Below are 12,630 nucleotides of genomic sequence, written 5' to 3'. Positions count from 1 at the left end.
GGGCGTACTCAGGAACCGGCCCGGACCGGCGCGGCGGGTGCGGTGGCCGCGGCCTCGGCCGCCTCGGGCGCCGGGGAGGCGGTGGCGGTGACCGGCGCGACCGGCGTGCCCACTGCGCGCAGCGCGAGCGCGCGGCGCTCCCGGGCCGGGCCGGAGATCAGGTGGGCGACGGCCGCCACGACGCCGATGCCCGCGCAGCCGAGCCAGAGCGTGCTGTTGCCGGCTTGCTCGCGGACCAGGCCGCCGAGGATCGGCGCGGCGGCGCCGGCGAGCTGCCAGGACAGCGAGAAGACGCCCTGGTAGCGGCCGCGCAGCGCGGCCGGGGACAGCTCCGCGATCAGGGTGGCGTTGGACGGCGAGTTGAGCATCTCGCCGACGGTCCAGATCAGCACGGTCAGGCCGTAGAGCCAGACCGTGTCGGCGAACGCGGTGAGCCCGAAACCGGCGCCCATCACCAGCGACGCGAGCGCCAGCACGTGTGAGCGGCTGCGGCCCTTGATGAGCCGGGGTACGAAGAGCTGGCCGACCACGATGAGCACGCCGTTGAGCGCGATCACCGAGCCGTACGTGGCGGGGCTGAGCCCGGAGTCGCCCATGGCGATCGGCAGCATCGAGATGTGCTGGAGGAACACCAGCGCGGCGAGCAGGTTGAGCGCGACGAAGCCGAGGAACACCCGGTCGGCGAGGATGGTGCGCAGCGCGCCGGCCTGCGCCGGCATCCCCTTGACCGGGAGCGTGGTGACCGGGCCGCGGGTCTCGCCGACCTTGGCGAAGATGATCAGCGCGGTCACGAGTGTGGTGGTCGCGTTCACCAGGAACAGCAGCAGGTAGCTGCCCTGGGCGGCGAAGCCGGCGAGCACGGCGGCGCAGGCGAAACCGAGGTTGATGGCCCAGTAGTTCAGCGAGAAGGCGCGCAGCCGGTCCTTGTCCGGCACCACGTCGACCATCATCGCGCCGAAGGCCGGGCGGGCCGCCTCGGCGAACGCGCCGAGCAGCAGCGCGCCCACGGCGACCGCCCAGAGCGGCCGGGCGAGGCCCAGCGCGATCATCATGCCCGCCGCGCCGACGTGCGCGACGAGCAGCGTGGGCCGCCGTCCCCAGCGGTCGGTCAGGGTGCCGCCGATGGTGGTGCCGACCGCGCCGCCGGCGCCCCAGAGACCGATCACCAGACCGGCCTGGGCGGCGGAGAAGCCGCGTTCCTGGGTCAGGTAGATGGCCAGGAAGATCAGGACGAACGAGCCGAGCCGGTTGATCAGCGTGCCGGCCCAGAGGTACCAGAACGTCCGTGGCAGGCCACCCGTCGTGTCCTGGAACCAGCCTCGTACCGTCCGCATCCCGACGCCCCCGTGTGGTAATGACCGATCTGTTTAAAGCGCCTTACAACCTAGTGCCGGGCCGGAGGCGTGGTCATCAGGTTTTCCACGTGGTGGTCGTCACGACCGGTCGGCGCGTGCCCGTCGCCCCGGTACGGCAGGATGATCGGCATGACTGCGAGCGAGGGGCCCACCGTCGGGACGCTGGTCCTGCTGCGGCACGGCGAGAGCGACTGGAACGCCAAGAACCTCTTCACCGGCTGGGTCGACGTCGACCTGACCGCCAAGGGGGAGACCGAGGCGCGGCGCGGCGGCGAGCTGCTCCGCGAGCACGACCTGCTGCCGGACGTGGTGCACACGAGCCTGCTGCGCCGGGCCATCCGCACCGCCGAGCTGGCGCTGAACGCCGCCGACCGGCACTGGATCGCGGTGCGCCGGTCGTGGCGGCTCAACGAGCGCCACTACGGCGCCCTGCAGGGCAAGAACAAGAAGCAGACCCTCGACGAGTACGGCGAGGAGCAGTTCATGCTCTGGCGCCGGTCGTACGACACGCCGCCGCCGCCGATCGACGACGCGGACGAGTGGTCGCAGGTCGGCGACCCCCGGTACGCGCTGCTGCCGACCGAGCTGATGCCGCGCACCGAGTGCCTGAAGGACGTCGTCGACCGGATGCTGCCCTACTGGTACGACTCGATCGTGCCGGACATCCTGGCCGGCCGGACGGTGCTGGTGGCCGCGCACGGCAACTCGCTGCGCGCCCTGGTCAAGCACCTCGACCAGATCTCCGACGAGGCGATCGCCAAGCTGAACATCCCCACCGGCATCCCGCTGCGCTACGACCTGGACGCCGACCTGCGTCCCCAGGTGCTCGGCGGCACGTACCTGGACCCGGACGCGGCGAAGGACGCCGCCGCCGCGGTAGCCAACCAGGGCCGCTGAGCTTGGTGTAAGGAAGGGCCCCTTTTTAACGTCTGCGGTAGAGGAAGGGCCCCTTATTAACGCTCGCTGTTAATAAGGGGCCCTTCCTTGCGCGCGGGCCGGGGTCAGGCGGACGTCGAACCGGTGATCAGGTAGACCACGTGCTCGCCCGCGTTCACCGCGTGGTCGGCGAAACGCTCGTAGAAGCGGCCCAGCAGCGTCGCGTCGATCGCCGTCTCCACCCCGTACGGCCAGTCGTCGCCGAGCAGCACACCGAACAGGCTCCTGTGCAGGTCGTCCATCGCGTCGTCGTCGCCGTCCAGCTCGGCGGCCACGGCGGCGTCCGGCTTGGCCAGCACGGACCCGATCTTCTCCGCCATCCGGTCGGCGATCCCGGCCATGTCGGTGAAGACCGGCCGCAGCTCCGCCGGGACGGCCGGGGACGGGTGCCGGCGCAGCGCCGTCTTCGCCACGTGGTCGGCCAGGTCGCCCATCCGTTCCAGATCGGCTGCCACGTGCAGCGCGGTGATCATGGCACGCAGGTCGGAGGCGACCGGCGCCTGCCGGGCCAGCAGGTCGCAGACCCGCTCCTCCACGTGCCGATACAGCTCGTCGATCTCGGCGTCCCGCGCGATCACCGTCTCGGCGGCCGTCCGGTCGGCGGTCAGCAGACCCTTCGTGGCCTGCCGCATGGCCGCGCGTACCGCCTCGGCCATGTCCACCAGCAACTGGCTGACAATCTGCAGGTCGGCCCGGAACTCGTCGCGCATCGTCACTTCCTGGGGTCGGTGCCGCGACCCCGAGGGGTACGGCGGGAGCAGGTGCGCGCCCCACGCTAGGCCGAACGGTCGGCACCAGGATGAACGTGGGTGAACGACGCGGGGCCCGCAGGTGAACTTTGCCGGAAGCGAGAGTGGTTCGTCCCTTTGTGCCCGATCCCCGGGTTAACAATGACCCTACGATCGCCGGGTGGAATGGGCGGTGGCGGTCGCGGTGGCCGTGGCGCTGGTGACCGGGCTGGTCGCCGGGGCGACGCTGTCCGGACCGGTTGAGCAGTGGCGGCGCCGGCGGGCGTCGCGGGGCGGCGGGACCACCCGTCGTGACGCAGGGAGGCCGACGATTCCGGACGACCAGCAGGGGGGCCTATCCGGGCTCGGACGCAAGACGATCGACTCGCTGCGCGCCGGCGTGGTGGTACTCGGCCCGGACGACGTGCCGGTCCTCGTCAACCCGGCCGCCCGGGCGATGGGTCTGCTGCGTACCGGTGCGACACCCGGCTCGATCGCGGCGCACCCGTTGATCCGTACCCTCGCCGGGCAGGTCCGCCGCACGGGCGTGCGGCGCGAGATCGAGCTGGACCTGCCCCGGGGCCGCGACGGCGGTGGCGACAACCCGCTCGGCGTACACCTGCGGGCGATGGGACTGGGCTCCGGCTACGTCTCGATCGAGGCGGTCGACGTCACCGAGTCGCACCGTCTCGCCCGGGTACGCCGGGACTTCGTGGCTAACGTCAGCCACGAGCTGAAGACACCCATCGGCGCGCTGCAACTGCTCGCCGAGGCGCTCGTCGACGCCACCGAACCGGCCTCCGACGGCGCGCCCGACCTGTCCGAGGACCTGGTCGCCGCGCGGCGGTTCGCCGAGCGGATCCAGCACGAGTCGACCCGGCTCGGCCGCCTCGTGCAGGAGCTGCTGGAACTGACCCGCCTCCAGGGCGCCGAGCCGCAACCCGCGCCCGAGCCGGTCTCGGTGGACTGGGTGCTCGCCGAGGTCGTCGACCGCACCCGCACCGCGGCCGCCGCCCGCCGGGTGGAGATCGCCGTCGGCGGGCAGCGGGGCCTGACCGTGTACGGCAGCGACAGCCAACTCGCCACCGCGGTGGCGAACCTGGTGGAGAACGCGATCACCTACTCCGGCGAGGACACCACGGTCCGGGTGACGGTCACCGGAACCGACGAACACGTCGAGATCGCCGTGGCCGACCAGGGCATCGGCATCGCCCCGAACGACGTGGACCGGATCTTCGAGCGGTTCTACCGCGCCGACCAGGCCCGCTCCCGCGCGACCGGCGGCACCGGCCTGGGACTGGCCATCGTCAAGCACATCGCCAGCAACCATGGCGGCCGGGTGGACGTGTCGAGCACTCTTGGTGGGGGGTCGACGTTCACCCTCCGGTTGCCCGCCCGCCCCCCGGACGACCTGGAGACGACACTCGCCTCCGCTGGGATCGAGGCCGGCCCGGCCGAGCTCCGGCAGGTCTGACCACAGGAAAGGAAACACCCGTTGAGCCGCGTACTGGTGGTCGAGGACGAGGAGTCGTTTTCCGACGCCCTGTCCTACATGCTCCGCAAGGAGGGTTTCGAGGTCTCCGTCGCCGCGACGGGCACCGACGCCCTCACCGAGTTCGACCGGACCGGCGCCGACATCGTGCTGCTCGACCTGATGCTGCCGGAGATGTCGGGCACCGAGGTGTGCCGGCAGCTCCGCCAGCGCTCGCACGTGCCGATCATCATGGTCACCGCGCGGGACAGCGAGATCGACAAGGTGGTCGGCCTGGAGATCGGCGCCGACGACTACGTGACGAAGCCGTACTCGCCGCGTGAACTGGTCGCCCGCATCCGGGCGGTGCTGCGCCGGCAGAGCGCCGAGTCGAACGAGACGGGCGCGCCGACGCTCGCCGCCGGCCCGGTCCGGATGGACATCGAACGGCACGTGGTGACGGTCGGCGGCGCCGGGGTGCAGCTTCCGCTCAAGGAGTTCGAGCTGCTGGAGCTGCTGCTGCGCAACGCCGGGCGGGTGCTCACCCGCGGGCAGTTGATCGACCGGGTCTGGGGCGCCGACTACGTGGGCGACACCAAGACGCTGGACGTGCACGTGAAGCGGCTGCGCTCCAAGATCGAGCCGGAGCCGTCCGCGCCGCGCTACATCGTCACGGTCCGAGGCCTGGGCTACAAGTTCGAGCCCTGACCCCCCGGGCCGGCCACCCGCCCGTCCCCCCGTCCACGCCCCCGTCGATCTTGGAGTTGTGGCGCCCAGGATGCCCGGCTTGACACCTTTCGCGAGGCACCACAACTCCAAGATCCCCGACCCTCGGGGCCTCCCCGGGAGTTCTCGATCCCCACTCTCCGCCCAGCCCTCCCTCGATCGCGCGATCTTGCACTTTGGTGCCCCGCAAACCGGGCGAATCGGGTGCTCGGAGGGCGCAAACTGCAAGATCGCGGGGCCGGTCGCGGCCGCTTCGCTCCCGCCCAACGCACCGTCCTGCTCGGTCGCGTCGATCATGAACTTGGCGACACTTGGTGTCCGGTTTGTCGCCGCTAACCTCATGATCAACCCGGTGTGGGGGCCTGGTGGAGGTTTGTTGGGCCTTGGAGTTGTGGTGCCCAGGATGCCCGGCTTGACGCCCCTCGTGAGGTGCCACAACTCCAAGATCGCGGTGATCAAGGAGTTAGTGGGCTCGTGGGTGCCGGAAAGGGCCGCAAACTCCTTGATCAACAGGGCGTGGAGCGAGGCGGCCGGGCTGGGCGCGGTGGGGGTTTGGCGTGTGTGGGCGGGGGTGTCGGGTTCGGGGGTGGTGGGCGGCACTCTGGTGGCGGAATCGTGGGCGGGCCGGTGGCGTTGTAACCGGGTGAACGACCGAGCAGGGCCGCGCCCCCGGAGCGAGGGGGTGCGGGCTGTGGGAACAGTGCCGGTCGTTGACTACGTGCGGCGGCGTGAGCCGCGGGGAATCATCCCGCCCGGCTGGTCGTTGAGCATGGTTCCGACGACGTGAGCCCCGCGCCGCACCCCCGACAGCGTGAGCTGGTCCGGGAATGATGCCGGGCCGACGGTCGTTGGACATGCTTCCGGCGCCGCGTAGAGGCCCACCAGCCCCCGCGAGCAGCCGAGATCCCCCTTGAGACTTTCTTGAGCGCCTGACGGTGCCCACGCACCCCCGGTCCCCCCGGGGGGTGTGTCGACCCCCGAATGGAGCCCCCATCATGAACACGATTCTGCGTAAGAGCGTTCTGGGTGTTGCTGGTCTGGCTTTCACCGGTGGCGTGTTCGCCGGCCCGGTCGCCGCCCACGCGGCCGACACCACCGCGCACGCGAAGCCGGTCACGGCCACGGTGCAGTCCGACAAGCTGATTCCGCACGGCGTGCAGGGCGACCAGTCCCGCATCGACCTCAATGACGAGCAGACCAAGAACGTGAAGGCGATCATCGCGGCGACGAAGAAGGCCGGCATGGACGAGCGTGCCGCGGTCGTGTCGATCGCGACCGCGTTGCAGGAGTCGAAGCTGGAGAACCTCGGCCACCTCGGTGACCGCAACGACCACGACTCGCAGGGCCTGTTCCAGCAGCGCCCCTCCTCCGGTTGGGGCACGGTGGAGCAGATCACCGACCCCGAGTACTCCACGACCGCGTTCCTGAAGGGTCTGAAGCAGGTCGACGGCTGGCAGGACATGCCCCTGACCAAGGCCGCCCAGACCGTCCAGGTCTCCGCCTACCCGGACCACTACGCCCAGTGGGAGCAGCAGGCCGCCGACCTCGTCGCCCAGCACTGGAACAAGTAAGAGATACGAAGGCCGGCACCCCGAGACGGGGTGCCGGCCTTCACTCGCTTGCGGGGTGCGGGGCGATCTGACCCTGGCGCTGCCGGGCGGCGCACAGCTCGGCCAGCTTCGCGTACGCGGGCGCGCCGATCAGCGCGGTCAGCTCCGGCCCGTACGAGACGTACATCGGCTCGGCGCCGACGTGCGCGTCGGTCGAGGAGGTGCACCACCAGTCGAGGTCGTGCCCGCCCGCGCCCCAGCCGCGCCTGTCGAACTCGGCCAGCGTGGAGATCAGCACCTTCGTGTTGTCCGGCCGCTTGTGCCATTCCTGGTCGCGGCGTACCGGCAGTTGCCAGCACACGTCCGGCTTGTACTCCAGCGGGTGCACCCCGTCGCGCAGCGCCTGGGCGTGCAGCGCGCAGCCGCCACCGCCGGCGAAGTCGGCGTCGTTGAGGAACACGCACGGGGCGTCCACGTCGCGGGTGGCGGTACGCCGGGCCGGCGTCTTGCCGTCGACCGTGTCGTTCTCGGTCCAGTTCTTGAACCCGCGCCGGAAGTGCTGCCACGTCTCCGGCGTCAGCCGCTTGACCGCTGCCCGGACCCGCTTCTCGTCGTCGGAGTCGGTGAAGAACGCGCCGTGCGAGCAGCACCCGTCGGCGGCCCGTCCGGCGATGATGCCGTGGCAGCCCTGCCCGAAGATGCACGTCCAGCGGGAGAGCAGCCAGGTCAGGTCGGCGCGGACGACGTGCTTCGGGTCGGCCGGGTCGACGAACTCGATCCACTCCCGGGGAAAGTCCAGCCCGACCTCGCGGCTGCGCGGGTCCTCGGGGTCGTCCACCAGCACGTGAAGCTCGATCTGCCCTGTCACTCGGACCAGCGTACGCGCGGTGACCCCGCCCGGCCGCCGAGCCGACGAAACGTGTTGGCCCTAGGGTCTTTCCCATGCGACTGGGTGTCCTCGACGTCGGTTCCAACACGGTGCATCTGCTGGTGGTCGACGCCCACCACGGCGCGCATCCGTGGCCGGCGCACTCGGAGAAGGTGGTGCTGCGGCTGGCCGAGCAGATCGGTCCGGACGGCGCGCTCACCGTCGGCGGCGCGGACGGCCTGGTCAAGGCGGTCGGCATGGCCCGGGCGGCGGCGGACGGGCTGGGCGCCGAGGATCTGCTGGCGTTCGCCACGAGCGCTGTTCGCGACGCCACGAACGCCGCCGACGTGCTGGCCCGCGTCCGCGACGAGACGGGCGTACGCCTGGAGGTGCTCTCCGGGGCGGACGAGGCGCGGATGACGTTCCTCGCGGTGCGGCGGTGGTTCGGCTGGTCCGCCGGGCGGCTGCTGGCGATGGACATCGGCGGCGGCTCGCTGGAGCTGGCGGCCGGCATCGACGAGCACCCGGACGTGGCGATCTCGCTGCCGCTCGGCGCGGGCCGGCTGAGCCGGGAGCGGCTGGCGGTCGACCCGGCCGGCACGGCGCCGCCGTCGGCCGAGGCCGTGGAGGAACTGCGGGCGTACGTGGACGCGCAGCTCGACCCGGTGGTGGAGCAGTTGACGGCGGTGGGCTGGGAGCGTCCGGTCGCCACGTCGAAGACGTTCCGCACGCTGGCCCGGCTGGCCGGCGCCGCTCCCTCCGGTGCGGGCCTGTGGGCGCGGCGCAGCCTGACCCGTACCGGCCTGCGGCAGGTGCTGGGGTTCATCAGGCACATCCCGCCGGCCCAGTTGCCCGAGCTGGAGGGGGTGAGCGCGCAGCGGGCGCACCAGTTGCTCGCGGGCGCGGTGGTGGCCGAGGCGGTGATGCGGCGGCTCGGTGTGGACCGCGTGGACATCTGCCCGTGGGCGCTGCGCGAGGGCGTCATCCTGCGTCGGCTGGATCAGCTCGCGCCGATGTGACCGTACGAGCGCTCTGGGTTGCTTTGCGGTTGCTCGTCCCGATGCTCGCTGGCGGTTGGAGCTACCCTCGGAGGCGTGACCTACCGCGTTCCGGTACTCCTGTCCACGTCCTCGGTCTTCCCCGAACGGACCGCGGCGGCGTTCCAGCTCGCCGCCGAACTCGGCTACGACGGCATCGAGGTGATGGTCTGGACCGACCCGGTCAGCCAGGACGCGGGCGCGTTGCGCGGCCTCGCCGAGCACTACGGCGTCCCGGTGCTGTCGGTGCACGCCCCCTGCCTGCTGGTCACCCAGCGGGTGTGGAGCCCCGACCCGTGGGAGCGGCTGCGCAAGGCCGCCGAGCTGGCCGAGACGCTGGAGGCGCCGACTGTCGTGGTGCACCCGCCGTTCACCTGGCAGCGTGACTACGCGCGTACCTTCGCCGACGGGCTCGACACGATCGCCGGGCAGTTCGGCGGCCTGCACTTCGGGGTGGAGAACATGTACCCGGTGCGGATGGCGGGGCGGCAGTTCGTCCCGTACGCGCCGGGCTGGGACCCGACCGAGATCGGGTACGCCTCGTACACGCTCGACCTGTCGCACTGCGCTGCGTCGCACACCGACGCGATGGCGATGGCCGACCGGATGGGTTCCGGCCTGGCGCACGTGCACCTGGGCGACGGCACCGGCGAGGGGCGTGACGAGCACCTGGTGCCCGGTCGCGGCGGGCAGCCCTGCGCGGAGATGCTCCGCTCGCTCGCCGGCCGAGGGTTCAGCGGCACGGTGGCGGTAGAGGTGACCACCCGGGGCGCGAAGAGCCGGGCGGTCCGGGAGGCGGACCTGCGTGAGTCGCTGGAGTTCGCCCGGGCGAACCTGACCGCCGCCTCGCCGGTCGACGCCTGACCGGGGCGCGCCGCCCCGGAGGTCAGCTCACCGGGGACAGCGGCTGCGCGGGGACGGCCTGCTCGCCGACCGCGGCCCGCTTGCGGGCCCGATGCGCCGCCACGTGGGAGCGGGTGGCGCAGCGCTCGGAGCAGAACCGCCGGCAGCAGTTGGACGAGGTGTCCAGGTAGACGTTGCCGCAGCGGTCGTCGGCGCAGACGCCGAAGCGGGCGCTGCCGTACTCGCAGAGCCACACCGACAGCCCCCAGACCGCCCCGGCCAGGTATTCGGAGGAGACCGACGCGCCCCGGCTGGTCACGTGCATGTGCCAGTCGGAGGAGTCGTGGCCGGAGATGCGCGGCTGCACCGGGAACGCCTCCAGCAGCGCGTTCAGCTCCGCCACCGCTTCGTTGTCCCGGCCCGAGGTGCCGTACTCGAAGACGTCCCGGAGTCGCTTCTGCGCCCGCCGGAAGATCGCCAGGTCCCGTTCCGCGACTTCGTCGCGCATCCAGCCCTGCTCGTCCGAGAAGACAGCCCGTAGGCCGTCCAGGTCGTCCAGCCGGGCGTTGACGAGCTCGACCCCGGTCCGGGCGTACGCGTCGAAGTTCACGACACCAACGGTAGACGACTCACGGCAGACGCGGTGCGTCGATGTAGTGGGGCAGGAACCGCGCGTAACCGTCAGTGATGAGGCTCTCGCTCTCCCGTACGCCGGCGCCGGCTGACTCGCCGTCCACGATCCAGCTGCCGAGCACCGTCCGGTTGCCCTCGAACTCGGGCAACGCGCGGAACTCCTGGAAGCAGAAGCCCTCGTCGCCGTAGATCCCCGGGTTGGTGATCTCCGTGTCGGCGGTCACGATCCGTACCGAACCGCCTTCGCGGCCGAGCAGCGGCTTGGCCACGTACTCGGTCATGCCGCGCGGTGAGTCCAGGTACGCGGGCAGCAGGTAGTCGTGCCCCGGGTACAGCTCCCAGAGCACCGCCAGCAGCGCCTTGTTCGACAGCAGCAGCTTCCAGGCCGGCTCGATCCAGGTGGTGGGCGTGCCCGGGTCCAGCGCCGGGCGCCCGTACGGCTCGGCCAGCATCCACTCCCAGGGGTAGAGCTTGAAGCAGGTGGTGATCGGGTGGTCGTCGGCGTCGACGAAGCGCCGCCCGTCCCAGCCGACCTGCTGGATCGGCATGAGCGTCACGTCCAGCCCGGCCTGGCGGGCCGTCTCGGCCAGGTAGCCGGCGGTGATCTGGTCCTCGCCCGACTCCTCTTCCTCGGACCAGAGCACGTGCGTCCGGCGCTCGTGCAGCCCGGCGCCGATCTTGGCCCACGCGCCGACCAGCCGTTCGTGCAGGCTGTTCCACTGGTCCGCGTCCGGGCGGGTGTGTTCCAGCCAGTACCACTGCACGATGCTCGCCTCGACCAGCGCGGTCGGGGTGTCGGCGTTGTACTCCAGCATCTTCGGCGGGCCGCTGCCGTCGTACCAGAGGTCGAACCGGCCGTACAGCGTCGGCGGGCTCTCCCGCAGCGAGCGGGCGACCGCCTCGGCGGCCCACTCGGGGATGCCGAACTCGGCGTACCGGTTGCGGGCCACCACGTGCTCGGCGGCGGCCACCGACATCCGGTGCAGCTCCTCCGTCGCCTCCTCCAGGCGGAGCACCTCGTCGAGCGTGAACGAGTACGCGGCCGTCTCGTCCCAGTACGACATGACGTTGCCGTCGGGCAGCTCGGTGTCGACGTACACCAGGCCCTGGGCCCGGATGGTCTCGTCCCAGCCGGGGCGCGGCGTGCTGGCCTCGCGGCGCACGTCAGCCGCCGCAGGAGGCGAGGTGGCTGCCGAAGCCGCCGCGCTCGGGCAGCGCGGCGGTCGTCGGGGCCGGCTCGCCGCGCGCGGCGGTGGCGGTCGCCGGCACACGCAGGGCGACCGCGACGGTGTCGCCGCCCCCGCCGGCCGGTCCGAGCGCGCAGTCGTCATCGTCGTCGTCGTAGCCGTTGTTGCAGCCGGAGAGCGCGAGGGCGAGCGCGGTCAGCGCGCCGAGCTGCACGGAGGCCGAGCGGAGCCGCCGCCGGGGGTGTCGTCGATCCACGTGAACGTTGTAGCCGATCGACGCCAGCCGGGGGTGCCCGCCCCGGGTCCGCGCGCCGACCCGAGCGGGCCTCGGACGCGCCCGGCGGAGGGCCGGTGATGAGCGTTACGCTCGGCTCATGCTCCGTTCCGTCATCCTCGCCGCCTCCCGGTCTTCCCAGGTGGAGCGGCTCGTCGCGACGGCCCCGTTCACCCGGGACGTCGTCCGCCGGTTCGTCGCCGGCGCCGCCACCGACGACGCGCTGCGCGCCACCCGCGAGCTGGTCGCCGACGGCCAAGCGGTCACCCTCGACTACCTGGGCGAGGACACCACCACCCCGGAGCAGGCGAACGCCACCCGGGACGAGTACCTCACGCTGCTGAGCCGGCTCGGCGCCGCCGGGCTCACCCCGGCTGCCGAGGTCAGCGTGAAGCTGTCCGCGCTGGGCCAGATGTTCGACGAGCAGCTCGCGTACGACAACGCGCGGGCGATCTGCGCGGCGGCCGACGCGGCGGGCACCACTGTCACGCTGGACATGGAGGACCACACCACCACCGACTCGACGCTGGACATCCTGGCGAAGCTGCGCAAGGACCACCCGTCGACCGGGGCGGTGCTCCAGGCGTACCTGCGGCGGACCGAGTCGGACTGCCGGGAGCTGGCCTCCGCCGGGTCGCGGGTGCGGCTGTGCAAGGGTGCGTACAAGGAGCCGGAGTCGGTGGCGTACCAGTCGGCCCGCGAGGTGGACAAGTCGTACGTGCGCTGCATGAACGTGCTGATGTCCGGCGACGGCTACCCGATGCTCGCCACGCACGACCCGCGGCTGATCGCGATCGGCGAGGACCGCGCCCGCTGGTTCGACCGCGACCCGGCCCGGTTCGAGTTCCAGATGCTCTACGGCATCCGGCCGGAGGAGCAGCAGCGCCTGGTCGGCGAGGGCTACACGGTGCGGACCTACGTCCCCTACGGCGACCAGTGGTACGGCTACCTGATGCGCCGGCTGGCGGAGCGCCCGGCGAACCTGGCGTTCTTCGGCCGCGCGGTGCTGTCGAAGAAGTGAG

General features: G+C 71.8%; 13 protein-coding genes. 7 read left to right on the top strand and 6 right to left on the bottom strand.

The genetic code is table 11. From position 1 onward, the window contains the following. Window positions 1-8: 8 nt before the first annotated feature. The gene (locus tag J3R08_RS28495; RefSeq protein ID WP_209963407.1) at window positions 9-1,334 is read right to left on the bottom strand and encodes an MFS transporter; all 1,326 of its coding nucleotides are present in this window, start codon (window positions 1,332-1,334) and stop codon (window positions 9-11) included. A gap of 150 nt (window positions 1,335-1,484) precedes the next feature. On the opposite strand from J3R08_RS28495, the gene J3R08_RS28490 reads away from it, so the two are divergent. Beyond that, the gene (locus J3R08_RS28490; RefSeq protein ID WP_043328063.1) at window positions 1,485-2,252 is read left to right on the top strand and encodes a phosphoglyceromutase; all 768 of its coding nucleotides are present in this window, start codon (window positions 1,485-1,487) and stop codon (window positions 2,250-2,252) included. Window positions 2,253-2,356: 104 nt separating this feature from the next. Here the strand turns inward: J3R08_RS28490 and phoU are convergent, their stop codons facing one another. Beyond that, complete coding sequence (gene phoU, locus J3R08_RS28485; RefSeq protein ID WP_043328064.1) at window positions 2,357-3,001, bottom strand: phosphate signaling complex protein PhoU; 645 nt, start codon at window positions 2,999-3,001, stop codon at window positions 2,357-2,359. 199 nt (window positions 3,002-3,200) lie between these two features. Between phoU and J3R08_RS28480 the strand changes: the two genes are divergently transcribed. From J3R08_RS28480 to J3R08_RS28470, 3 genes are all read left to right on the top strand, one after another. After that, window positions 3,201-4,493, top strand: a complete 1,293-nt coding sequence (locus J3R08_RS28480) for a cell wall metabolism sensor histidine kinase WalK (RefSeq protein ID WP_043328065.1) — start codon at window positions 3,201-3,203, stop codon at window positions 4,491-4,493. Between the two features lie 21 nt (window positions 4,494-4,514). Next, on the top strand, window positions 4,515-5,198 hold the full coding sequence (locus J3R08_RS28475; RefSeq protein WP_030504594.1) for a response regulator transcription factor: 684 nt from the start codon (window positions 4,515-4,517) through the stop codon (window positions 5,196-5,198). A 1,013-nt stretch (window positions 5,199-6,211) separates the two neighbouring features. Further along, the gene (locus J3R08_RS28470) at window positions 6,212-6,787 is read left to right on the top strand and encodes a hypothetical protein (protein ID WP_209963405.1); all 576 of its coding nucleotides are present in this window, start codon (window positions 6,212-6,214) and stop codon (window positions 6,785-6,787) included. Window positions 6,788-6,827: 40 nt separating this feature from the next. Here the strand turns inward: J3R08_RS28470 and J3R08_RS28465 are convergent, their stop codons facing one another. Then, entirely contained in the window at window positions 6,828-7,634 is an 807-nt protein-coding gene (locus J3R08_RS28465; protein WP_043328070.1) for a hypothetical protein, read from the bottom strand. Window positions 7,635-7,708: 74 nt separating this feature from the next. On the opposite strand from J3R08_RS28465, the gene J3R08_RS28460 reads away from it, so the two are divergent. Then, window positions 7,709-8,653 carry a Ppx/GppA phosphatase family protein gene (locus tag J3R08_RS28460; RefSeq protein ID WP_030502860.1) on the top strand — a complete coding sequence of 315 codons (945 nt, stop codon included), beginning with the start codon at window positions 7,709-7,711 and terminating at the stop codon, window positions 8,651-8,653. Window positions 8,654-8,728: 75 nt separating this feature from the next. Further along, the gene (locus J3R08_RS28455; RefSeq protein ID WP_064446686.1) at window positions 8,729-9,535 is read left to right on the top strand and encodes a sugar phosphate isomerase/epimerase; all 807 of its coding nucleotides are present in this window, start codon (window positions 8,729-8,731) and stop codon (window positions 9,533-9,535) included. 22 nt (window positions 9,536-9,557) lie between these two features. On the opposite strand, the gene J3R08_RS28450 is transcribed toward J3R08_RS28455, so the two are convergent. Genes J3R08_RS28450 through J3R08_RS28440 form a run of 3 tightly spaced genes read right to left on the bottom strand, consistent with a single transcriptional unit; the run spans window position 9,558 to window position 11,590 of the window. Continuing rightward, on the bottom strand, window positions 9,558-10,124 hold the full coding sequence (locus J3R08_RS28450; RefSeq protein ID WP_018787720.1) for a CGNR zinc finger domain-containing protein: 567 nt from the start codon (window positions 10,122-10,124) through the stop codon (window positions 9,558-9,560). Window positions 10,125-10,143: 19 nt separating this feature from the next. Beyond that, on the bottom strand, window positions 10,144-11,310 hold the full coding sequence (locus J3R08_RS28445; protein ID WP_209963390.1) for a glutathionylspermidine synthase family protein: 1,167 nt from the start codon (window positions 11,308-11,310) through the stop codon (window positions 10,144-10,146). A 1-nt stretch (window position 11,311) separates the two neighbouring features. After that, window positions 11,312-11,590 (bottom strand): hypothetical protein, encoded by a 279-nt coding sequence (locus J3R08_RS28440; protein WP_223201299.1) that lies wholly within the window; start codon window positions 11,588-11,590, stop codon window positions 11,312-11,314. 118 nt (window positions 11,591-11,708) lie between these two features. Here J3R08_RS28440 and J3R08_RS28435 point away from each other — a divergent pair, with 118 nt between their 5' ends. Continuing rightward, on the top strand, window positions 11,709-12,629 hold the full coding sequence (locus J3R08_RS28435; protein ID WP_043328076.1) for a proline dehydrogenase family protein: 921 nt from the start codon (window positions 11,709-11,711) through the stop codon (window positions 12,627-12,629). Window position 12,630: the final 1 nt, after the last annotated feature.

It is taken from the genome of Micromonospora sp. HB375 (genome assembly GCF_017872985.1).
Taxonomy (GTDB): domain Bacteria; phylum Actinomycetota; class Actinomycetes; order Mycobacteriales; family Micromonosporaceae; genus Micromonospora; species Micromonospora chalcea.
Note: the sequence above shows the minus strand (reverse complement) of the source record. Positions and strands in the feature narration are given on the sequence as shown.